The organism is Cytobacillus sp. QJM3NY_8 (assembly GCF_056173585.1).
Map to the genome: position 1 here is coordinate 1,375,756 of NZ_CM149681.1, position 24,165 is coordinate 1,399,920.

Sequence of the window (24,165 nt, forward strand, 5' to 3'; positions counted from 1 at the left end):
TATATGATAAAATAATGATAGAGAGAGAGCTTTTTTAAGGAGGAAAAAAATGACCGTACGTTTATTGATAGGCCGGTCCGGAAGCGGCAAAACGGAATACTGCCTTAATGAAATCCGCGATGAACTGCGGCTTAATCCGGATGGAGATCCCATCATTTACTTAGTTCCGGAACAAATGACGTTCCTTTCAGAATATAAATTAATTACAACGCCCGGCCTTGGCGGAATGATTCGCAGCCAGGTATATTCTTTCACGCGACTTGCGTGGAAAATTCTTCAGGAAACAGGAGGCTTGAGCAGATATCATCTTAACAGTGTTGGCATCAGCATGCTTATCCGCAAGATCATCGAAGATAAAAAGGATGAGCTTAAGCTTTTTCAGAGGGCTGCAGATAAAAATGGTTTTATTCAGCAAATTGAACAAATGATGACTGAATTCAAACGGTATTGTGTAGCCCCCGATGAACTTGCTGAAAGGCAGCAGCAGCTCCCAGGAACAGGGAAATCGAATAAGGCACTTCAGGACAAGCTTCATGATCTTGAGTTAATATATAAAAATTTTGAAGAATCCCTTGCCGGCAAATATACCGATTCGGAAGACTACTTCCGCCTTCTTGCTGAAAAAGCATCCCATTCAGAGTATCTAAAAAATGCCGAGGTTTATATAGATGGCTTTTACAGCTTTACACCACAGGAATATTCGATTGTTGAACAGCTGATGAAGCAGTGTAAAAACGTCACTATTACACTGACACTTGACCAGCCGCTTAAGCATAGTGCTCCTGAAGATCTTCATTTATTCAAAATGGCGGGAGAAAACTATCAGACAATCAAAGAAATGGCTTTCCGCAACAGTCTGGGTATTGAAGAATTGGTCCTTGCTGAGCAAAAAAGGTGGAGCAGCCCTTCGCTTAGACATCTTGAGGAATATTTTGACAGCAGGCCTGCTGAGGCATTTCCAGGGGAAGCAGACATCCACATCGGACAGGCTGTCAACAGGCGGGCTGAAATCGAGGGCGTTGCCAGAAAAATAAATAAGCTTGTTCGCACAGATGGCTATCGCTATCGTGATATTGCAGTACTTGCAAGAAACGGACAGGATTATCATGACATGATTGAAACAGTGTTCCATGACTACGAAATCCCATATTTTATTGACCAAAAAAGAACTATGATGAATCATCCACTCGTGGAGTTAATTAGGTCAACTCTTGAAATCATCAATGGGAATTGGCGCTATGAACCGATCTTCAGAGCAGTAAAAACGGAGCTTATTTTCCCGTCCAAGTTAAACGCCGGCAAGCTTCGTGAGCAAATGGACAGACTTGAGAACTATGTTCTTGCCTATGGCATCCAAGGGGACAAATGGACGAAGAAGAAAAGATGGATATACAGGAGAATCAGGGGGCTGGAGTTTGAAGCGGTTGCCCAGACAGATGCCGAGAAGAAAATAGAAGATGAGTTAAGTGATTTGCGCGAAATGATTACAGGCCCAATATTAAGGCTGCACAGGCGCTTGAAAAAGGCTGCTGATGGCCGCGGATATTGTGAAGCTTTATTTTTATATCTGGAAGAATTGGATGTGCCTGTGAAGATTGAAAAGTGGAAATCGGCTGAAGAGGAAAAAGGGAACCTTGTTAAATCAAGGGAGCATGGACAAGCATGGAATGCCATTATGGAGCTTCTCGATCAGTATGTAGAAATGCTTGGTGAAGAAGAGGTGACTCTAAAGCGCTTTGCTTCCGTTCTGGATGCCGGTCTGGAGTCGCTGCGTTTCACGCTTGTTCCGCCTGCCATCGATCAGGTCATGGCTGCCGATTTGGAAAGATCAAGGCTAACTGATATTAAAGCTGCCTTTGTCATTGGTCTCAATGAAGGAGTAATTCCTGCCAAGTTCTCAGAGGAGGGTGTGCTGGCGGATGATGACAGAGAAATTCTGAACACCAGCGGAATGAAACTGGCGCCTGGAAGCCGAACACGACTTCTTGATGAAGAATTTATTGCTTATAAAGCGTTTGTCACTCCATCAGAAAAACTTTTTATCAGTTATCCGCTGGCGAATGAAGAAGGTAAAGCACTTATGCCTTCTCCATATATTAAGAGATTGGGAGATTTATTCCCTGATTGCAGGCAGCTTTCCTTCATGTCGGATCCGGCAGAGCTGCCGGAAACGGAGCAGCTGGAATATGCGGATAATCTTAATACAGCACTTTCGTATTTGACTTCTCAGCTTCAGCTGAAAAAACGCAGCTATCCAATCTATGACCTGTGGTGGGATGTTTATAACTGCTATCTTAACAATGAGCAGTGGAGAATGCCGGCATTAAAGGTTCTTTCCAGCCTGAATTATGAAAACCGGACAATTCAGCTTGGCGAAGACATCAGTAAAGAATTGTATGGCGATCATATTCAGGCGAGTGTTTCCAGGATGGAATTATTCCATAGCTGTCCATTTTCCCATTTTGCACAGCATGGACTAAAGCTGCGGGAAAGACAGGTATACCGTTTGGAAGCGCCGGATATCGGGGATTTATTCCATGCCGCTTTAAAATTTATCGCAGAGACAGTTATGTCCCAGAAACTTTCATGGACAGATATGACAAGGGAACAGTGTGAGATCCTTGCAAAAGAAGCAGTTGAAATGCTTGCTCCTAAACTGCAAAATGAAATTCTTTTAAGCTCGAACAGGCATCACTATATTAAGAGAAAGCTTGAGCAAATCATCAGCAGGGCTTCCTATGTTATCAGTGAGCATGCCAAATCAAGCGGATTCTCGCCAGTGGGGCTGGAATTGGGGTTTGGTCCAAAAGGAGAACTTCCTTCGCTTGTTTTTCCTCTTAAAAATGGGACTAAAATGGAGCTTGTCGGAAGAATTGACAGAGTGGACAAGGCTCAGGATACAAACGGGACATTTTTACGGGTAATTGACTATAAATCCAGCTCCAAGGATTTGAATGTCAGTGAGGTATATTATGGGATTGCTCTGCAGATGCTCACGTATCTGGACATCATTATTGCTCATTCCAATTCTTTGATCGGGACTGAAGCCGATCCGGCAGGAGTCCTTTATTTCCATGTTCATAATCCAATCGTCAGCACTTCAAAAATGCTGACCATAGAGGATATCGAGCAGGAACTCTATAAGAAATTTAAAATGAATGGCCTGCTGCTGGGAGATGAAAATGTCATCAGGTTAATGGACCAGACAATTGAGACAGGCGATTCATCCATTATCTCAGCCGGATTTAAAAAAGACGGCACACTTTCAAAGCGATCTAAAGTGGCTAGCAAGCAGGAGTTTGATTATTTGCGGCGCTACGTAAGAAAGATGTATAGGAATACTGGCAATATGATTACAGAGGGCGATGTTAAAATTGCCCCATATAAAATGAAGGAAAAAACACCATGTACATTTTGTGCCTATAAATCTGTATGCCAATTTGACGAATCGCTCGAAACCAATGATTACAGGTTATTTGTGCCTAAGCCAAAAGAAGACATGATTGAAATCATCAAGAAGGAGGTGGAGGGCGATGAAAATGGCCATACCGCCTAAGCCGGAAGATGCAACCTGGACTGATGACCAGTGGAAAGCAATTATGGCCAAGGGACAGGATATTCTGGTGGCTGCTGCAGCCGGTTCAGGGAAAACGGCTGTTTTGGTTGAAAGGATTATCAATAAGATTATCGCTGATGAAGATCCTATTAATGTCGATGAACTCCTTGTTGTGACCTTCACAAATGCCTCAGCTGCCGAAATGAGGCACAGAATCGGCGAGGCGCTTGAAAAAGCGATTAATGCCGATCCGAAGTCTGCTCACCTCAGAAAGCAGGTAAGCTTATTAAACAGGGCATCCATCTCGACTTTGCATTCATTTTGCTTAGAGATGATCCGTAAATATTACTACATGACCGATATTGATCCCGGATTTCGAATCGCTGATGAAACAGAAGCACAGCTCTTAAGGGATGAAGTACTCGAGGAGCTTTTTGAAGAGGAATACGGTAAAGAGGGAAACGAATCATTCTTTGCACTTGTGGATACTTTTACAAATGACAGAAGTGACACTGCCCTTCAGGATATAATAAGGGACTTATACGATTTTGCCCGCTCCAACCCTTCACCTGATCAATATCTTGATTCAATTGTTGAGATGTATAACGTGGACGGTGTTGAAAGTCTTGAAAAGCTTCCATTTGTCCGTTCCCTTTTGGAGGATATAGATCTTCAGCTGAAAGGGGCCAGGCAGCTGCTGGAATATGGGCTGGAGCTGACCAAGCTTCCTGGAGGACCGGCTCCGAGAGCAGAAAACTTTATCGCAGATCTGCACGTTGTCAATACTCTAATCGAAGCGAAAAACGATTCGTGGCCGATGCTATATGAAGCGATGCAATCATGGTCTTTTGGCAGAGCCAAAACGTGTAAAGGCAATGATTATGATGAAGGGCTGGTTGAAAAGGCAAAGAAACTCAGGGACCAGGCCAAGAAAATCATAACCGGCCTGCAGGAAGAACTGTTTTTCCGCAAACAGGAAAGCTTCATGCGTGACATGGCGGAAATGAAGCCCCATATAGAATCGCTTGTTTCGTTAGTTAAAGAATTCTCAATTCGCTTTGACCAGGTTAAAACTGAAAAAGGGCTGGTTGACTTTGCCGATCTTGAGCATTATTGCCTTGAAATTCTTTCATCATCAGATGAAGAGGGAAGGCTATTGCCATCAGAAGCAGCTCTTGCCTGCAGAAATCAGTTCAAAGAAGTCCTGGTTGATGAGTATCAGGATACCAACATGGTGCAGGAAGCTATTTTGCAGCTGGTAACAGCAGATTCAGAAGAAAACGGGAATCTTTTCATGGTAGGCGATGTAAAGCAGTCGATCTACCGTTTCCGCCTTGCAGAGCCTAATCTGTTTTTGAGTAAGTACACCCGGTTCGGACGGGACGGAGAAGAGACAGGCCTTAGAATTGATCTGGCGCGAAATTTCAGAAGCCGTAAAGAAGTCCTCCACGGGACCAACTATATTTTTAAGCAAATTATGGGGACATCTGTTGGTGAAATTGAGTATGATCAGGCAGCTGAGCTTATTAAAGGAGCACCTTATTCAGAGAGTCAGGAACACCCTGTGGAAATAGCCATTATTGATCTTGAAGGAAATGAAAAAAACGAACCTGAGCCTGAATCAATGGATGAGGGTTTTGACAGCGAAGAGTTAGCCCAGTCACAGCTCGAAGCCAGATTTATGGCGTCGAAAATAAAAGAAATCATTGGGAATCGGAAAGAAGTTTACAACACAAAGACCGAATCCGGGCGGCCTGCCAAGTACAGGGATATTGTCATCCTGCTTCGTTCCATGACATGGGCTCCGCAAATAATGGAGGAGTTCAAACAGCAGGGAATCCCTGTTTATGCCAATCTCTCCAGCGGCTATTTTGAAGCAACGGAAGTAGCGATTATGATGTCACTTCTAAAAGTGATTGATAATCCGTATCAGGATATTCCGCTGGCATCAGTTCTAAGATCTCCTATTTTGGGGCTGACAGAAGAAGAGCTTGCACAAATCAGAATCCATAATAAAAGAGGGTCTTTCTATGAAGCATTGACTTCTTTTTGCCGGAATGACCCAACCCTGGAAACAGAAGAATTATATGAGAAAGTGCGGCCGTTTTTTGACCAGCTTAAAGATTGGCGTGTGATGGCCCGCCAGGGTTCGCTTTCCGAACTGATTTGGCATCTGTATAGAGAAACCAGATTTTATGATTTCGTCGGCGGCATGCCGGGCGGAAAGCAGAGGCAGGCAAACCTTCGCGCATTGTACGATAGAGCAAGACAGTATGAAGCAACATCATTCAGAGGATTATTCCGCTTCTTAAGGTTTATTGAACGAATGCGGGACAGAGGCGATGATCTTGGCGCTGCCCGTGCTTTGGGTGAGCAGGAAGATGTTGTCCGTCTTATGACGATCCACAGCAGCAAAGGGCTGGAATTTCCTTTCGTTTTCATTGCAGGGCTTGCCCGCAATTTTAATACGATGGATCTGAAAAAGCCATACTTGCTTGATAAGGAATTTGGATTCGCTGCAAAATATGTAAATGCCGAGAAGAGAATTTCTTACCCCTCTTTGCCGCAGATTGCTTTTAAACGAAAAAAGAAAATGGAAATGCTTGCTGAAGAAATGCGGGTCCTATATGTTGCTTTAACAAGGGCGAAGGAAAAGCTTTTCCTGGTATCGTCCGTCAAAAGTGCAGATAAAAAATTAAATCAGTGGCTGCAGGCATCGGAGCATAAAGAGTGGCTCCTGAATGAGTATGACAGGGCTTCTGCAAACAGTTACCTGGACTGGATTGGTCCATCGCTTGTCAGACATAGAGATTGTGAGGCATTGAGAGGAGAAGGGCCGGTTCATCCTCTCGTTCCTGCAGAAATACTTGAACACCCTTCCTGCTGGAATATAACCATAATCAAAAGCGAAGAAGCTGCAGTTCTTTCAGAAGAAGCCAATGAGGGCGAAACGGATTTGCTGCAATTGGTTTATGAAGGAAAACCTGTTCCGGCTGAATCGGCTTATAAGGATAAAGTTGAGGAACAGCTTTCCTGGAAATATTCCTTTAAGCAGGCTGCTCAAGCTAGATCTAAACAATCCGTTTCGGAAGTGAAGCGGCAGCGGGAGATTTTTTCTGAAGAAGACAGCGGAACTGAATTAATCCGTAAAATCAATAAACCCCTGCTTGGCAGGCCTCGATTCATGCAAGAAAAATCTCTTTCTCCAGCTGAACGGGGTACTGCTATGCATGCTGTCATGCAGCATATTGATTTCAGCAGGCCTGCAACTGTGGAAACAATATCTTCCAAAATGGCAGAGATGCTTCAAAACGAATTGCTGACAGAAGAGCAGCATGCCAGCATTGAACCACAGCTGATTGTACAGTTTTTCGAAACCAAACTGGGACAAAGAATCGTTCAGGCTAAATCGGTACGAAGAGAAATCCCATTCAGTCTATCTTTTCCAGCCCGGGAAATCTATTCAGATTGGAAGGGAGAAGATGAAACGGTTCTCATCCAGGGGATTGTGGACTGTGTAATTGAAGATGAGCAGGGCCTGGTGCTTCTGGATTATAAAACGGATGGAATCAGCGGCCGGTTTAAGGGAGGCTTTGCTGAAGCCAAACCCGTTCTCGAAAACAGGTACAAAGTTCAAATTGATATGTACACCAGAGCATTGGAACAAATATTAAAGAGAGAAGTCAATGAAAGATACCTATTCTTCTTTGACGGGGCTCATACACTTAAGTTATAGGGAAAGCCGGCAAGAGAACTTGCCGGTTTTTTGTGCGTTACTAGGAATGGTATTGCGCGTAATAGCCGAAAAGCCGCGCACAACCAGTGAATTCCCGCGCGCAAAGGAAACATCACCGCGCGCAAAAACGAGAATATAAATTTACTGCCGCCCCAATATAAAGGGTAATTTAAATATAAAGGAGGCTTGCAATGGGAAAAAGGCAAATAGAGGCGGGAACCTGCGAATTATGCCTGCGGGAGGATATTGATATAACAGTCCATCATTTAACGCCGAAAGAAATGGGAGGCACCTTCCTGCCCACCGCGAAATTATGCATACCCTGCCATAAGCAGATTCACGCTTTATATACGAATGCAGAGCTAGCTGTAAGGCTGAATTCAATAGAGTTATTGCAGCAGGATGATAAAATCCGAAAATATTTGAAATGGATCAGGAAGCAGCCTTCAACCAAGTTAACGAAAGCCAAAAAGTCCAATGACAGGAAATCAAAAGGACGATAACAAATGTGCTATCGTCCTGAATTTCTGATAATGGATTAGTTATTGCCGACATTTGGCTGATCAACCAGACTGGTATCCAGTACATTGCTGGCACTCAGGCCATTGTTTGTAATGACTAAGCCGCCCGTATTTGCGGCACCCTGTCCGGTCGTTGATTTTGAATTGCTTTTTGGAGAGATATAAAGGGAGTCCCCAAATTGCACAATCCCCCCGCCGACATTGATGATTTGTACCGGTCCGATTATAGCTGGCATGTAAAACATCCTTTATGAAAAATTTTCATCCTTAAGAAGCGCCGTTTTGGGATAAACCTGACGGATATGCTTGACCCGGGCTTCCATTGAAATATTTCCGCTGTTGCCGATATGAACGACAGATGATGAGGAAACCCCGATAATATCAATGTTTTGAACCCTAATGATCGGATTGAGCTGTGTTGTCTGCATGGTTATGTCTTCTTCAATTGGGATTAAAGGAATGGGTTCACTGAATACGGGATAGACTGAAAAATTCCCTTCCTTTGCGTTGAAATATTCAGCTTCACGCTGATCGGCAATTGCTCTGGAGAATCCTTTAATAAAACAGGAGTCCCCAATTTCAAATACAGAAGAAAAGGCGATGGTGTCAATATTGATTCTGTCAACGGATGAAGTTCTTTGCAGCATAGCAGCTTACTCCGGTGTCAGAGGCACAAACGGCCCAATCAGAAGTGATTCTGGTGGTGTATCAAAGGTGGCTGCCAGCTGGATCGTTTGCGTATCTCCCACCATTAAAACAGATGAACTGGATACACCGAGCACTCTTATGCTGCCAACACACAAATCTCTGTTATATACCTGATAATTCATTCGTTATTCATCCCTTTCATATTCTCCGGCAAATGCGAGATAAAGGCATGGACTCCATTGTAAATTTCCTTTTTAATAAGCTCAATAATTTCTGCGTTATCATTTTCCTGCCCTGATCGATTTGAAGCCTGCTGCTGTTTAATATAGAAGTCAATCCTGTTAGGCAGCTGCTTTTTGATATCCTCTTTGATAAATGCAATATAGGAATCATCCACACTGACATTTAACTTCTTCTGTACAGAAGCTGTAATGTCAGGAAGTTCCCGTTCTAAATATTGATAGATGGCATCTTCAATTTCCATTGTTCTCTTCATTTGATTCTTAGGCGAAATAGGTGCTTTGATGTTTTTGTTATCTACGGCAAAATCTTCAATGTTTTGCAGCTCAGAAGGATTTAAGCCAATATTTAAAGTTCCTTCAAGAGACTCTACCTTAAGCTGGTCGAATTTATATTCAATCCGATCGACCTGCATCGGCGGGCGGTTTTTCAGAACTTCAGTCTCTTCCTGAAGTTTTTTGACCGCTGCTTCCAGGCTGCGTATTCGTTTTTCCTGTGCCTCCACAAAAGCATGCAATTGCTGAAGATAGGTATTTAATTGCTGATTCAAGCGCACCACCTCGCTTTATTAAAAATGAACTTAACGTTTCTGCGCTCCAGTCAAAGGGACAGAAGGTGCCAGCAAAACACTCCCCCCTGCTGGCCCCGCCGGCGTTGGCAATTCCGCTTCAGGTGCAGGCTCAGTAAAGCCGCCAGTGTTATACAAATAAGACGCTGGCTTTATTATGCCTGCACTTCCAATCTGCATGACGGAAGAGTTTGAAATCCCGCCTATCTTAATAAAATTAATATGAATGGATTGCTGTATATAAAAATTCATAAGATCACCCGTTTAAGCATTGAAATAATTGCCCTGATCCACGCCATCACAATCATAAGTGTTTGTTGTGCTCCGGTGATTGTAGACATTCAGGCCATCCCCTGTGTTAAACGATCCAGCGCCTGAAAAGGTCTTAGCGTTAGAAACAGGCATGATTTTATAGACATCCCCAATGTTGAAGACAGAACTGCTTCCGATTGATATGACCTGTGCGACTCCGACAATAGCTGGCATACATAACACCCTTTAAAATGATTTCTTGTATATCGTATGTGCCTGCTAGCTGATTGTGATTAATTAGCCCAAATATCTGAAATGCGTTTAATAAGAAGGCCTGCAAATGTTATATAACAGACAAAATTCAGGTGAAACTGTCATATTTTTTATGATAATATAGAAAATATAGAATTCACTAAATTTTCAGTGAGGTGGCCATAAGATGAATGTCCCATTAATAGTAACGCAGTTTTTAGATCGTGCTGTGTCTCTTTACGGTTCAAAGAAAGCCATTTTTGCAGATGATCGAGTTTTTACATATGAGGAATTGAATACGAGAGTTAATCAGCTCTCCCATGGCTTAAAGGCTTCAGGGATTGAAAAAGGGGACAGGGTGGCTTTTCTTGCACCAAATTCCGTCGAAATGCTGGAGGGCTTTTATGGCATTTTTCAGCTGGGAGGAATTATCGTCCCTCTAAATATACGGCTGAAGCCGGAAGATTATCTGTATATATTAAATCACAGTGAATCCAAAATTCTATTTGTAGACCAGGATCTTTATCACCTTATACTTCCCGTGAAAGATCAGCTGAAAACTGTGAAAAAAATCTTCGTGCATTATAAAGAGGAAGAGACTGAAGAGAGTGATTATGATTCATGGCTCAGCAGCCAGGACAGCAGTCCATATCAGAGGGAAGTCCTCGATGAAAATGATGTGTGCAGCCTTCTATATACCAGCGGTACAACAGGCAATCCAAAAGGTGTCATGCTGACCCATCGCAACAATTACCTGCATGCATTGTCAACTATGCATCATTTAAGGGTCAGTGATCAGGATGTATTGCTTCATGTCCTCCCGATGTTCCATGTGAATGGATGGGGCTCTCCTTTTTATTACACGGCAAATGGAGCTTCTCAGGTGTGTATAAGAAAAGCGACTCCGGAAAGGATTTTTGATGAAGTGCAAAAACATAAAGTATCCGTCATGCATATGGCTCCTACAGTCCTGAATTCGCTGATGCAGCATTATGAACAATTTGTTCCGGCTGTTGAACAAGATGTCAGAGTTGTTATAGCTGGTTCCGCCCCACCGCCAGCTTTTGTAACAAGAGTAGAAAAGGAGCTTGGATGGGAGTTCATACAGGTATATGGAATGACTGAATCATCTCCATTAAGCACTGTATCGACGATTCGATCTCATCTTAAAGAACTTCCACTTGCTCAGCAGTACCGGATGAAAGCAAAGGCAGGACACCAGATGATAGGCTGTGAAGTCAGGGTAATTAATGAACAGGGTGAAGAAGTGGCCCATAATGGCCTGGAAATCGGTGAAGTCGTTGTCCGCAGCAACGGAGTGATGAAAGGCTATTGGAAAAATGAAGAGGCAACAATGGAAGCTATTCGAGGCGGCTGGCTTCATACCGGTGATATGGCAAATGTAGATGAATACGGAAATATCGATATCGTAGACCGTAAAAAGGATATCATTATCAGCGGCGGTGAAAACATCTCATCCATCGAAATTGAAGGGGCTTTATACGAGCATCCTGCAATACTGGAAGCAGCCGTTATAGCTGTACCTCATGAAAAGTGGGGGGAAACGCCGCACGCGTTCATCGTGCTGCGAAACGGGAAAACACTGACTGAGCAGGAAATTATCAGTTTTACCAGGGAGAAACTTGCCCACTTTAAAGCTGTAACGGGAGTGACTTTTGTCGAAGAGCTGCCGAAAACAGCTTCGGGGAAAATCCAAAAAATCCATCTTCGGAATGATTACTGGGAGTTGAAAGGGAAAACAGGCCGTTTTGTTAATTAACTGAAAGCCGGGACTACAGCATTTGCTGGGGTCTTTTTTTTCAAAAAGAATGATGATAGCTGTCTAGCACAAGCAGCCTGCCCCCTTAGTCTCTCGTTCCTTCGTGGGCAAGGAGCTTCCGCATTTCTTTTCTGGACAATTAGAATTCTGCTCTCTATCATTAAGGTTAGATTTTCTTTCCAAAGAAGGAGGCGTTTTATGGACAGGCAAGTCAGTCCGGTGCTGGAGAAGGATCGGATCATTTCGCTGGATATTATGAGGGGATTTGCCATCCTCGGGATCTTTTTGGTTAATATGCTTTCTTTCCATTCGCCATATCTATACATTGATCCTTTTGAATGGTGGGACAGCCCGGCAGATAAAGCAGCCTATGCTTTTATTGATATCTTTGTGCAGGCCAGCTTTTATCCATTATTTTCCATGCTGTTCGGTTACGGATTAGTCATTCTGAGGGAGAGCGCACTGGCTAAAGGCCTTGGATTTGGAGTAATGGCTGCAAGGAGATTTTCCCTTCTGCTGCTGTTAGGCATCATTCACGCTTTTCTCATATGGCATGGGGATATTCTAATTAATTATGCAATCTTTGGCTTTATGTTTTTACTGTTTGTAAAGATGTCCGGAAGAAATATGCTTTTGATCGGAATATTGCTTTACATCATTCCCAATCTGTTATTTTCCCTTTTGTTTTTTGCAACTGTTCTGTTTGTTCCTGCTGATGAGCTATCAATCTATGACCCTCAAGCGGCATTAGCTTCTTTACAGGTCTATCAAAATGGAAGCTTTACTGAGGTTACCGTACAGCGGGCAGAGGACTGGTCAGGAGTTAATAATCTTGCTTCACTGCCTATCATGATTGCCTCTATTTTTCCTTTATTTTTAATAGGAGGAGGAGCTGCCAAGCTGAAATGGCTGGAGGAACCGGAAAAAAATCGTGCATTCCTCACGAAAATAATGCTGGTCTCTTTGGCTGCAGGGGTATTGTTTAAATTGCTGCCATACATGATGGAAAGCAATCTGGGACTGGATTACGTGCAGGATATATTTGGAGGCCCGCTGCTGGCTATTGCTTATGGTTTAGGGATAGCAGTGATGATAAAAAATGGTCAAGGTCCCGGATTCCTGCTGCCGCTCTCATATGTTGGGAAACTTTCGCTCTCAAATTATCTTTTCCAGTCTATTATCTCGACTTTTATTTTTTATAGTTATGGATTAGGTTTCTATGGAAAGGTATCTGTTTTTTGGGGGACACTTCTGGTTATTTTCATTTTCGCTTTTCAGGTAATAATCAGCCGCTTCTGGGCTGCCCGCTATTATTATGGACCGGTTGAATGGCTTTGGAGGAGCTTCACCTATTTGAAAATCCCTAGTTGGAAGAGAAAGGGTTAATATTTGGGTTCACTTATAAATAGTCCAAAAATCTGAAAATTTATATTATACTAAAAAAGTGAAAAATAAAATGAGGTGATGGGAATGAAGTTTGTTACTTTTAAGGATGGCAGCGGAAGTGTGGCAGGTTTATTGGACGGAACCGGCACAAAGGTTGTTCCGCTAAATGCAGCTTTAGTAAAAATGGAAGGCAAAAGTGATTTGCCAGCGACTTTGAAGGAATGTATTGCCTTAGGAGATAAGTTCATTGAGAAGGTACATAGATTAAAAGATTGGCTAAGCAGCAATCCCGGCAGGGAAGAACTCTTCCGGCCGCTCGCTTCTGTTGCATTGGAGGCCCCGATTCCCCGTCCCGATAAGAATATCTTTTGTGTAGGCAAGAATTATGCCGAGCATGCAATTGAGATGGGAAGCAAAGAAGACATTCCTGAGTATATAATGGTATTTACGAAATCGCCAACAACGGTAATAGGCCATAATGAAACGGTATTAAATCATCATAATGTTACAGCAGAGCTGGATTATGAAGGAGAGCTTGCCGTTGTAATCGGAAAAAAAGGACGGGCTATCCCCAAAGAAGAAGCATTGGATCACATCTTTGGCTATACCATTATTAATGATGTGACAGCAAGGGATCTGCAGTCACGCCATAAGCAATTTTTTATCGGAAAAAGCCTGGATGCCACATGCCCGATGGGTCCATGGATCGTCCATTCATCTGCAATTGAAAACCCGAATCAGCTTGATATTCAAACAAAGGTAAACGGAGAATTGAGACAAAGTTCAAATACTGAAAACTTTATCTTCCCAATCGAAGAAATCATCTCGGTCCTGTCAAAAGGCATGACCCTTGAGCCGGGAGATATTATTGCTACTGGAACTCCCGCAGGTGTAGGCAAAGGCTTCAAGCCTCCACGCTTTCTTCAGCCGGGAGATAAAGTGGAAATTACAGTTGAAAAAATAGGAACTCTAACAAATTGTATAGAAAAATAAACAGGTGGCCTGTGTACAAAATCACAGGCCATTACGTATTAATTTATATTTTCAGAGTGTCCATGAAAAATATCACATATTGCCTTAAATAGTTCACAAAGTTGTTCTTAAATGATCTTAGCAGCACCATAATTTTAGGATTTTCTATGCCAATATGGTATGATGGTATCGAATTTTACTATAGGAGGCACTGGAATGATACATGCCCATATAACAACTTGGTTTTTGGCACTAGTTTTATTTATTATTGCCCTTATGATGCATAAAAGCGGCAAGCAAAAAGGTTTAAAAGTCGTTCACATGATCTTGAGACTGTTCTATTTGCTGATTATTGGAACAGGGGTTTGGATTTTAAGCAGCCTTAACAGCATTGACCTTCTTTATGTGCTGAAGTCCCTGGTAGGCATTTGGGTAATAGCTATGTTTGAAATGATTATTATCCGAACTGTTAAAGGGAAAAAGACATCTATTTTATGGGGGCAGTTTGTTGTTGCTTTAATTCTGGTTTTATATTTAGGCTTTGTTAAATTGCCATTAACATTTATGACGTAAATAAAGATATTTTTTGAGAAAGCTGCCAAAAAGGCAGCTTTTTCTAATTTTGTCATGTCATGACTTCACTAAATATGGTAATTTAAAAATATAACTAACTCTATGATAAAAAATTAGAAATGGGAGTCTCTGCTGTATAAGGAGCGTTCCTTTAGCGGGTAACTGGCATTTTTCTAATGATCTTACTGTGATGGTGGGTTTTTATGGCAAAGACGATTTCATGTTTATATAAGAATACCAGCCAGCTGAATAGATTTATAGACTTGAACGAATTAGATGAATATCCTAATTTGCTGGTGCAGGTTTTTACAGGAAACCCTGAAAGTCTAAATATCGCGAAACTTCAAAAAGAACTGGCAGACAAGCTTCCATTTGCACAAATAGCAGGCTGTTCGACTTCTGGTGAAATTCATGAAGGCCGGATTACGGAAAAACAAACAGTGATCTGCTTTACTGTCTTTGAAAAAACAGAATTAAAATCTTTCCTGTTTAACAGGACTGATTTTAAGAATAGTTATGAAATGGGCAAGACCTTAGCACGGGAACTTGCTATCTTCAATACAGAAGCTGTAATTATTTTCCCTGCTGGATTTGATGTAGATTCCACAGCCTTGCTGGAGGGGATTAATGAAACCCATCCAGATATAGTGATTTCAGGGGGCCTTGCGGGAGATAATGGCTTATTTCAGGAGGGCTTAGCTTTTACTCAAGATGGACTCACCAGCGATGGGCTTGCAGCAGTTGCGCTTCAAAGCGGCCATCTTTCAGTCCGTCCGTTTGCAAATTATCAGTGGCAGGAGATTGGAAAAAGCTTTACTGTTACAAAGGCCGAAGGATCTATCATCTATTCCTTAGATCATAAGAAGCCCTTAAATATTCTAAAGCACTATTTGGGTGAGGCTTTTATTAAGGATTTACCGGAATCAGGTACTGAATTCCCTTTCCTGTTAAAGTACCGCGGGGAAAAAGTTTCTGTTTTTATTATAAAACCACTCGGAAATGGTGCTATTAAAGTAAACAGGAAGGTTGAAGAAGGAGACACACTCACGTTTGCTTATGCTAATCTGGAAGACATCATTGAACGGTCTTTACAGGAATTAAAAGAGCTTGACCAGTTAGCTCCTGAAAGCATATTTATATACAATTGTATGGCACGAAAACAGTTTGCAAGAGATTTTACGGAAAAAGAACTGGAGATGTTCCAGGGGATAGCCCCGGCGAATGGGTTCTTTTCATACGGGGAAATTTCTTTCCGAAAAGGCAGAGTGCCGCAGATGGTCGGACATTCTCTTACATATCTTGCTCTATCAGAAAATGTTGCTGAATCAAAAAAGAATCAGCCAAAACTATATTCTTATGAAAAGACGGCCCAATTTAAAACGATTACTTCTTTGACTCATTTAATGCATGCTTCTCAGGATGATATTAATGCATTAAACAGCAGTCTGAAAATGTCTGAACAATATTATAAATCTCTATTTGATAATAATGCAGATTTTGTTTATTCAACCGATTTGAAGGGGAATTTCACAAGTATTAACCCTGCATTCGAGAAAACTTTTGGGTTCATGCAGGATGAAATAATCGGAAAAACAGCTCTTTCATATGTGTGTGATGCGGATGTGCCAAGGGTCAGAATGCACTTTTACCGGGCGTTAAGAGGGAAAGAGCAATATTATAACGTTTATATCAATACAAAATCTGGCGAAACCAATCTTTTTCAGCTCAAAAATATTCCGATTACTGTTAATGGGGAATGTGTAGGTATTTATGGAATTGGCAGAAATATTACAGAACAGAAAAAGATTGAAGAGAAGATAACAGAACTGGCTTTTTTTGACCGGGATACGGGGCTGCCAAACAGAATGAAGTTTACAGAACAATTGGAAATGCAATTAAAGAGAGCCAGAAAAAAACAGAAGAAAATTGCCGTTCTTTCTATTGATATCGACCGATTTAAAATCATAAATGATAGTCTGGGTCACTTTGCTGGGGATATGGTGTTAAAGGAAATTTCCGAAAGAATAGAAAGGGTTTTGCCATCGGGTTCTTATTTGGGAAGGTTCAGCGGTGATAAGTTTACTTTAGTATTATCAAGGGAAGCAACTATCGAGAAGGTTATGAATGTCTCCAAAAAGATATTAGATGAAATATCGCATCCTATATCTCAGTCGAATCAGGAGTTTATTGTCACTGCCAGCATTGGTGCGAGCCTGCATCCAGATGATGGGGCCGATGAGCATTTGCTGCTGAAAAATGCGGATATTGCCACAAATCGCTCCAAGCAGCAGGGAGGAAACAGGGTCACCTTTTTCTCAATGGAAATGAATCAGCAGGCAATGGTCAGACTTGAGCTTGAAAGCTACTTAAGAAAAGCTTTGCAGAAAAATGAATTCTTTCTATGCTATCAGCCCTTAATTGATCTTGACACTGGCAATTTATACGGGAGCGAAGCCCTAATCCGCTGGAATCATCCAAAACTTGGACTTGTTTCACCCGGTGAATTTATTCCTCTTGCAGAAGAGACAGGTCTCATTAAGGATATCGGCGGTTGGGTATTGCGGTCGGCTTGTAAACAGAATAAACGTTGGCAAATGCTTGGCTATAAATCGCTTTCCATCTCTGTGAATGTATCGGCCTATCAATTCCAGCAGCCAGGATTTCTTCAAGAAGTTAAGATGGCATTGGAACTTTCCGGTATGGAGCCGCAATATTTAACATTGGAGCTGACGGAGAGCACGATGCTGAGAAATGTTGAGCACAGTATACAAGTCATGCAGTCGCTGCAGAATATAGGAGTCAAAGTATCAATTGATGATTTTGGCACAGGCTATTCTTCCCTAAGTTATTTAAAGGACCTTCCAATCAATACATTAAAGATCGATCGGTCTTTTATTAATAATCTGCGATTAAACACATCCGATGTTGCCATTGTAAAAGCCATCATCACCATGGGACACGGACTTGCTGTTAAAGTCGTGGCAGAAGGGGTGGAAACACAGGAGCAGATTGAGCTGTTAAAAGAATTGAAATGCCATTATGCACAAGGCTTCTATATTCATAAGCCGCTTATGACCAGTGAGTTTGAGGAAGGCTTATCTAAATATGCCCAAACGCACAGCTAGAATAAAGAAACAGCAGCACCGCCATTAAAGGCAGGCTGCTGTTTTTTTATGAAAAAAGTATAAGATTTTGAACGTCGAACTAGTGCAATCTGCCTACCCCCTCGAGATCACAAGCTTGTGTTGTTTCGGCTCATAGGGACTCGGGGTCATAAGCCGTTTCCTTTCAGAAGGAAGAACACCTTCTTTCAGGAACCGTCTTATGCCTGAGGCCCGCAGGATGCAGGTCATGCAGACGTTGCCACAGGACAAGGAAAGCTACGGAAGCGATACTTCGCACGACCGAAAGCGTTAGCTTTTGGGAGGACGTGGCGTTCTTAGTCTGCTTTCCTTCGTGGTCAAGGCGCTTCCGCATTTCTTATGAAGAAATCTTTTCAATAACCATTCTTTTTCCGCTGTTTAAGGTAAATTCAAACCGATCACTCATTTTTTCATAATAGCAAAAATGGTGCTGCACATTGCAAATATGATCCTGATTATCAAAAACGATAAAATTCACACCGCTTTTTCTGTCTTTATCATTGAAAAATGCCAGCTGATTATAGCAATAAATACAGTCATAAACCGAAAATTGCATGGAATTTAAAGTGGTTACGAACTGGTAAAAGGCATCATCATTCATTTCCTCCAGTAATCTCTCGAGGGAGAAAACAAGATGTTTTCGGATGCGGATCGAGTCCTGATTCTTTAAGTGGAATATTTCATCATCAAAGGCCACTTTGCCATCCTCAAATAAAATGCCTTTCTTCCACCGTTTAAAGCGAAATATTTCCATTTCCTGATGGAGGAATTCATCCAATAATGATGCTTCATCTGTTTCATGGTCGAAAAAAACCCATTGTTCATTAATATACTCTACAGTGCCTTCTGTAAAAGCACGGGATTGATATTCAATAAGCTTTGTTCGCTGCTGTCTATTCATATAAAACCTCCATTAACTTCCTCAACTTCTTTTTAGACAGTTTTGGCGATTTTTATAACCGCTTGTATGTGGACAATTAACTTTTTTCTAGGCTGTGCATACAATAGCATCATGAAAAATGTGCCCATGCGATTCCGCTTTGAAAGGATGATGTAAAATGTGTGGAATTACCGGCTGGATTGATTTCCAAAAAGATATGAGAAAAGAAACGGAAGCAATTGGAAAAATGGCATATACGCTGGCAAAGCGGGGTCCAGATGAAACAAACATATGGACAGATGTGCATGCTGGATTCGGCCATAAAAGGTTAATTGTTGTAGACCCGGCAGGCGGAAAACAGCCAATGACTAGGGAAAAACATCAAAACCGCTATACAATTTGCTATAATGGAGAGCTTTATAATACGGAGGATCTCCGTAAAGAACTCCTTATAAAAGGATATTCGTTTGATGGCCATTCTGACACTGAGGTTTTGCTGACTTCTTATATAGAATGGGGAGAAAATTGCCTTCAATTTTTGAATGGCATCTATGCTTTCGCTGTATGGGATGAGAAGAAAGAACAATTATTTATAGGCAGGGACCGTTTAGGGGTAAAACCTTTATTTTATAGAGAAACGAAGCAGGGCATTATATTCGGATCTGAATTGAAGGCTATTTTGGCCCATCCTGATGTTAAGGCTGAAATCGGCAGGGAAGGTCTGGCAGAAGTTTTTGGACTGGGGCCATCAAGATCCCCAGGGTCAGGAGTTTTCAGAGGCATTGATGAATTAAGGCCTGCACATGCGCTGACCTTTTCGAGAAATGGACTGAAGGTATGGCGTTATTGGAATGTAAAAAGTGCGCATCATGGGGATAATGTTGAGGAAACTGCTGAACGAGTGAGAGAATTATTTACGGATGCTGTAACAAGGCAGCTGGTCTCGGATGTCCCTTTATGCACGTTTCTTTCCGGCGGTGTGGATTCGAGTGCGATTACCGCTATTGCGGCAAAAGCTTACGAAAGAGATGGAAAGGGCCAATTGAACACTTATTCGATAGATTATGAGGGAAATGAAGAGTTTTTCAAGGCAAATGAGTTTCAGCCCAATTCGGATGGAGCATTTATCCGAAAAATTTCCCAGTCCTTTAATACGAGACATAACAGCTGTATAATCACCCAGCAGAAGCTGGCAGAGGATTTAATCGAATCCGTGCATGTAAGGGATCTTCCGGGCATGGCTGATGTCGATTCCTCCCTGCTATGGTTTTGCAGGGAAATAAAAAAGGATTTTGTTGTAAGCTTATCAGGTGAATGCGCGGATGAAATATTTGGCGGCTATCCATGGTTCCATAGAGAGGAAGACTTAAAGCGCAAGGGCTTCCCGTGGATGAGGTCGCTCGAAGCCAGACAGGGGCTATTGAAAGAAGATTGGAGGAAGAAATTAAATATCCATGACTATGCCATGGAAAAATATCTTCAGGCAATCTCTGAAACCCCTGCCTTAGACGGGGAAAGCAAGGAAGACGCAAGCAGGAGAGAACTTTTCTATATTAATATGATTTACTTTATGACGACCCTTTTGGACCGTAAGGACAGAATGAGCATGGGGGCGAGCCTTGAAGTCCGGGTGCCTTTTGCCGATCATCGATTGGTGGAATATGTATGGAATATTCCGTGGGAGATCAAAATGCATGGAAACCGCGAAAAAGGAATCCTGCGCAAAGCACTCGAAGGCATACTGCCGAATGAAGTCTTATACAGAAAGAAAAGCCCGTACCCTAAAACGCATAATCCGGAATATACGGGAGCAGTCCAAAAGATGCTCACTGGATACCTGGAAGACCGGTCATCCGCTCTGTATGAATTCTTTGATTACAGCCAGCTGAAGAATATAATAGAATCGGGCGGTGACTCATTCCAGGAACCATGGTTTGGGCAGCTTATGACTGGTCCTCAGCTGTTAGCACATCTTGCACAGATTCATATTTGGTTTAAAGACTATAATATAAATATTTTAGAATGAAAAAACAGCGGCAGTCTTAACTGCCGCTTTCATTATGGGGGTCATGCAGACGCTGCCGCAGGATAAGGAAAGCTGCCGCAGCGATACATCGCACGGCCGAAAGCGGTAGCTTTTGGGAGGACGTGGCGTATTTAGTCTGCGTTCCTCAGTGAGCAAGGCGCTTCCGCTTTTCTTATTTAGACTGCTTTTGATGACACAAACGATTTGTTAACCCAGACTCTGGATCTCCAGCGCCATAACATGAGTAATCCTCTAAGCCATTCATCGGCAATAAAAGCGATCCAAATGCCGGCAAGTCCCAGTCCAAAATGAATTCCAAGAACATAGGAAAGGGTGACGCTTACACCCCACATGGACAGGATCCCCATATAAACGGGGAATTTTACATCGCCGGCTGCGCGGAGGGAGTTAATGACGACCAAATTAAACGATCTGCCGGGCTCCAGGAGTATGGTTAGAAGAATGAGAACACTGCCAATCTTTATGATGTCTGGATTAGAAGTGAATATGCCCATCAATTCTTCTGAGAATAAGGAGAAAATAACGGCTGTTCCGAACGAAATCATGATGGCAAGGCGCAGACTTTTCATGCACCTTTTATAGGCTGCCTCATAATCCTTTCCACCTACCATATGGCCTATCAAGATTTGAGTGCCCTGGCTGATGGCAACACTGAAAAGGAAAATGAACATCATAATATTTTGTGCATAAACTTTTGCAGTCAGAGCTTCTGTACCCAGAGCAGCGATGAAAATGGTAATGACCATCTGCGACCCATTATAGGATAAATGTTCACCTGCTGAAGGGATCCCGATTCTTAAAAGATTTTTGATATGTTTTTTTGGAAAGCGGAAAAGTAAGCGGAACGGAAGCGCTTTTTCTGTTCTTCTAAGCAGGACAGCGACAGCAGCAGCAAATCCGATCAATCTGCTGATGACAGTGGATATCGCCACTCCTTCTACACCCAATACAGGAAAGCCGAATGGGCCAAAAATGAATAAGTAATTGCCTATAACATTTAATATGTTCATGCCGATGGTAATGTACATAACATCTCTGGTAAACCCATAACTTCTGATGATGGCTCCAATTGTCATAATTAATGCCTGGACAAAGGATAAGCCGCCAACGATGACCAAATAGGCGTTTGCCTGGCTTAAAAGTTCCACCGGCAAATCCATCATCCGGAGCAGCGGTTTGCCAGATACATATAGAAGGATACTTAAGATGATTCCAAATACAAGGTTTGCCCCTAAGGAGACAATTGAAATTTCAGCAGCTGTTTTATTATTTTTTGCGCCTAAATTTTGAGCAATAAGGATGGACGTCCCAGTTGCAACAAATCCAAACATGACGATCACGAGAGAAAGGATCTGATTTGCCACACCAACTGCAGCTACGGATTCATCCGAATATTGCGAGAGCATAAGCGTATCAGCATTCCCCATAAGCATGTGAAGCAATATTTCTATAAAGATCGGCCAGGTTAATGCAAATAATGTCAATTTTTTCTGGTTCTTAGTCATGGTTATTCTCCCTGTTTGTAAATAAATTTTCATGTAAATAGGAGGGGCCGACGACAATTAAAAACGAAAAAAGAAAAGCCTTAAGGTCTTGCCCTTAAGAACTTTCCTTACTTCAATCAGGTTTCCTATTTATTGAAGCTGGCGGGGAAGGACAGGATTTCAAACCCAAACCCATCAAGCTGAACTTTAAGGTTCTCCGCTTCTGCTGCAAATTCTTCGTCTGTAAGCATGTTAGTAACTTTTACACCTTTCAGCGGATAAGGCAAAGTAACTTCCGCATTTTCATCCGCAGGATTGGCGAGCACGATGATTGTTTTAAAGTCATCGTATTTGCGGTAGGCAACTACATTAGAATCAGTTTGAATAAATTCAAAATGGCCATCATTTGCCAGCAGCTTTTCCTCTTTCCGCAGCTTAATCAGCCTTTGAATATGAGAATGTAAATCACGATCCTGTTTTTCCTCATCCCATTCCATGCATTTTCTGCAGCCGGGATCCATTTCACCGCTTAGCCCAATTTCATCACCATAATATATGCATGGTGAACCCATAAAGGTAAATAAAAGTGTATAAATAAGTTTTACCCTGTCTTTATCCTCTTCGCATTCCGTTAAAATTCTGGGTGTATCATGGCTTCCAACCAGATTGAATGCAGCTTCATAGACATTGGCCGGGTAGCTGTGGATTTCAGCGGTCATATTGTTGGCGAATTCAGTTCCGGTAATGGATTTTTTTGCAATTAAATTAAGCAAGTTCGTGGTAAAAGGATAATTCATGACAGCATCGAACTGGTCTCCGCGCAGCCAGGGCATAGAATTGTGCCAGATTTCCCCTAAAATATAGAGATCTGGTTTAATTCGTTTAACAGTCTGTCTGAATTCACGCCAGAACTGATGGTCAACTTCATTGGCCACATCCAGCCGCCAGCCGTCGATATCAAATTCTTCAATCCAGTAACTGGCCACTTTGAGCAAATAATTTTTTACCTCTGGATTATGTGTATTCAGCTTTGGCATTTGCTCAACAAAAGCGAAGGTCTCATAATTAGGATACTCCCCGCCTTTTAGCGGGAAACTATGAGGATGGAACCAATCTTTATATCTTGATTTTTCTCCTTTCTCAAGCACATCCTGGAAAGGGGGAAAATAGTATCCGCTATGGTTGAAAACAGCATCGAGCATCACTCTAATATCCCGCTTATGGCATTCTTCAACCAGTCTTTTTAATGTATCCTTTGAACCGAACTGGGGATCAATTTCCAGATAATCTATTGTATCATATTTATGGTTGGAAAATGCCTTAAAAACAGGCGTGAAATAGATGCCGGTGATGCCAAGCTCGTGAAGATAATCAAGATGTTCAATGACACCTTCAAAATCACCGCCAAAAAAGTTATCCTTAGAAGGCTGTTCACTGCCCCAGGGAAGAACTCCTTCGGGGTCATTGCCGCGATTCCCGTTAGCAAATCTTTCTGGGAAAATCTGATACCAGACTGTATCCTTCACCCAGGAAGGAGCTTTAAATACTTCTTCAGGATGCAGATAAGGAAAGTTGAAATAATAACCTGAATCAGAAGGAGCCTCCTCGTAAAAACCTTTTTCGGTCAAAATTAATTTTTCTTCACCAGACTTTAATTGAAAGCCGTATCTGGATCTTCTATGTGGCGGGTCAATATATACATGCCAATAATCATGAATGCCATCAGATCCGGATTTCTTCATTTCCGTTTTTTCATACTGCCATTTTCCATCTGCCCAAAGATATTGATCACCGTGTATTAAAGTGACTTCAGAAACATCTTCTTTCTTTGTTTGCAGTCTAATATGTAAGGTTTTCTTGCTGATGGGATAAACATAATGATCAGCAGGATAATGTATGATAGCTGCTTTTTCCATTGAAATTCCCCTTTCAAAGTGCAATCGCTTGCATTATACCATATGAAAGAAATGAAAATATAGTATAGAAATGAGTATCAATCTTTTGAAATTAATTTTCGCTTAAAAATATTTAGAAAAAAGTAGTTGTAAAAGCCCAAAAACCTTGTATAATAAAAATTAGAAATTGTGCAATCGTTTTCATTAAGCGGTTTCATTGGGTAATAGTTTA

The 24,165-nt window shown here is 41.9% G+C and carries 18 protein-coding genes; 9 read left to right on the forward strand and 9 right to left on the reverse strand.

Annotated features, from left to right (window positions below; translation table 11 throughout):
- Positions 1 to 49 precede the first annotated feature (49 nt).
- The 3 genes from addB (at position 50) to AC0VZ9_RS07315 (ending at position 7,795) form a co-directional block, all read left to right on the forward strand.
- Positions 50 to 3,556, forward strand: coding sequence for a helicase-exonuclease AddAB subunit AddB (gene addB / locus AC0VZ9_RS07305; RefSeq protein WP_475397182.1), 3,507 nt, complete (start codon positions 50 to 52; stop codon positions 3,554 to 3,556).
- A complete protein-coding gene (gene addA / locus AC0VZ9_RS07310; RefSeq protein ID WP_019381453.1) occupies positions 3,534 to 7,292 on the forward strand; it encodes a helicase-exonuclease AddAB subunit AddA in 3,759 nt (1,252 codons plus the stop codon). The genes addB and addA overlap by 23 nt, the downstream gene beginning before the upstream one ends.
- A gap of 191 nt (positions 7,293 to 7,483) precedes the next feature.
- Positions 7,484 to 7,795, forward strand: coding sequence for a hypothetical protein (locus AC0VZ9_RS07315; RefSeq protein WP_009331289.1), 312 nt, complete (start codon positions 7,484 to 7,486; stop codon positions 7,793 to 7,795).
- Between the two features lie 35 nt (positions 7,796 to 7,830).
- On the opposite strand, the gene AC0VZ9_RS07320 is transcribed toward AC0VZ9_RS07315, so the two are convergent.
- The 6 genes from AC0VZ9_RS07320 to AC0VZ9_RS07345 are packed head-to-tail and all read right to left on the reverse strand — an operon-like array spanning position 7,831 to position 9,755.
- Positions 7,831 to 8,049, reverse strand: a complete 219-nt coding sequence (locus tag AC0VZ9_RS07320; RefSeq protein ID WP_009331287.1) for a spore germination protein — start codon at positions 8,047 to 8,049, stop codon at positions 7,831 to 7,833.
- 12 nt (positions 8,050 to 8,061) lie between these two features.
- Positions 8,062 to 8,460, reverse strand: coding sequence for a spore germination protein GerPE (locus AC0VZ9_RS07325; protein ID WP_009331286.1), 399 nt, complete (start codon positions 8,458 to 8,460; stop codon positions 8,062 to 8,064).
- Positions 8,461 to 8,466: 6 nt separating this feature from the next.
- Entirely contained in the window at positions 8,467 to 8,643 is a 177-nt protein-coding gene (locus AC0VZ9_RS07330) for a germination protein GerPD (protein WP_009331284.1), read from the reverse strand.
- Positions 8,640 to 9,251 (reverse strand): spore germination protein GerPC, encoded by a 612-nt coding sequence (gerPC, locus tag AC0VZ9_RS07335; RefSeq protein ID WP_009331282.1) that lies wholly within the window; start codon positions 9,249 to 9,251, stop codon positions 8,640 to 8,642. Before gerPC ends, AC0VZ9_RS07330 begins: the two co-directional genes overlap by 4 nt.
- 30 nt (positions 9,252 to 9,281) lie before the next feature.
- Complete coding sequence (locus AC0VZ9_RS07340) at positions 9,282 to 9,521, reverse strand: spore germination protein GerPB (RefSeq protein ID WP_009331281.1); 240 nt, start codon at positions 9,519 to 9,521, stop codon at positions 9,282 to 9,284.
- Positions 9,522 to 9,533: 12 nt separating this feature from the next.
- Entirely contained in the window at positions 9,534 to 9,755 is a 222-nt protein-coding gene (locus AC0VZ9_RS07345) for a spore germination protein (protein ID WP_009331280.1), read from the reverse strand.
- A gap of 205 nt (positions 9,756 to 9,960) precedes the next feature.
- Between AC0VZ9_RS07345 and AC0VZ9_RS07350 the strand changes: the two genes are divergently transcribed.
- The 5 genes from AC0VZ9_RS07350 to AC0VZ9_RS07370 all read left to right on the forward strand — a co-directional run bounded on the left by AC0VZ9_RS07350 (position 9,961) and on the right by AC0VZ9_RS07370 (position 17,609).
- Complete coding sequence (locus AC0VZ9_RS07350) at positions 9,961 to 11,553, forward strand: long-chain-fatty-acid--CoA ligase (protein ID WP_009331279.1); 1,593 nt, start codon at positions 9,961 to 9,963, stop codon at positions 11,551 to 11,553.
- A gap of 198 nt (positions 11,554 to 11,751) precedes the next feature.
- Positions 11,752 to 12,939 (forward strand): DUF418 domain-containing protein, encoded by a 1,188-nt coding sequence (locus tag AC0VZ9_RS07355; RefSeq protein ID WP_019381454.1) that lies wholly within the window; start codon positions 11,752 to 11,754, stop codon positions 12,937 to 12,939.
- Between the two features lie 84 nt (positions 12,940 to 13,023).
- Positions 13,024 to 13,932 carry a fumarylacetoacetate hydrolase family protein gene (locus tag AC0VZ9_RS07360; protein WP_019381455.1) on the forward strand — a complete coding sequence of 303 codons (909 nt, stop codon included), beginning with the start codon at positions 13,024 to 13,026 and terminating at the stop codon, positions 13,930 to 13,932.
- Between the two features lie 195 nt (positions 13,933 to 14,127).
- Positions 14,128 to 14,484 carry a YisL family protein gene (locus AC0VZ9_RS07365; RefSeq protein ID WP_009331275.1) on the forward strand — a complete coding sequence of 119 codons (357 nt, stop codon included), beginning with the start codon at positions 14,128 to 14,130 and terminating at the stop codon, positions 14,482 to 14,484.
- 203 nt (positions 14,485 to 14,687) lie between these two features.
- Complete coding sequence (locus AC0VZ9_RS07370; RefSeq protein WP_019381456.1) at positions 14,688 to 17,609, forward strand: bifunctional diguanylate cyclase/phosphodiesterase; 2,922 nt, start codon at positions 14,688 to 14,690, stop codon at positions 17,607 to 17,609.
- A gap of 355 nt (positions 17,610 to 17,964) precedes the next feature.
- Here the strand turns inward: AC0VZ9_RS07370 and AC0VZ9_RS07375 are convergent, their stop codons facing one another.
- Positions 17,965 to 18,528, reverse strand: coding sequence for a DUF2777 domain-containing protein (locus AC0VZ9_RS07375; protein WP_009331273.1), 564 nt, complete (start codon positions 18,526 to 18,528; stop codon positions 17,965 to 17,967).
- A gap of 157 nt (positions 18,529 to 18,685) precedes the next feature.
- On the opposite strand from AC0VZ9_RS07375, the gene asnB reads away from it, so the two are divergent.
- Positions 18,686 to 20,533 (forward strand): asparagine synthase (glutamine-hydrolyzing), encoded by a 1,848-nt coding sequence (gene asnB / locus AC0VZ9_RS07380; RefSeq protein ID WP_475397183.1) that lies wholly within the window; start codon positions 18,686 to 18,688, stop codon positions 20,531 to 20,533.
- 176 nt (positions 20,534 to 20,709) lie between these two features.
- Here the strand turns inward: asnB and AC0VZ9_RS07385 are convergent, their stop codons facing one another.
- Together AC0VZ9_RS07385 and AC0VZ9_RS07390 are read right to left on the reverse strand one after the other, a co-directional pair.
- Positions 20,710 to 22,059 (reverse strand): MATE family efflux transporter, encoded by a 1,350-nt coding sequence (locus tag AC0VZ9_RS07385; RefSeq protein ID WP_009331271.1) that lies wholly within the window; start codon positions 22,057 to 22,059, stop codon positions 20,710 to 20,712.
- 125 nt (positions 22,060 to 22,184) lie between these two features.
- Entirely contained in the window at positions 22,185 to 23,954 is a 1,770-nt protein-coding gene (locus tag AC0VZ9_RS07390) for an alpha-glycosidase (RefSeq protein WP_009331270.1), read from the reverse strand.
- Positions 23,955 to 24,165 lie beyond the last annotated feature (211 nt).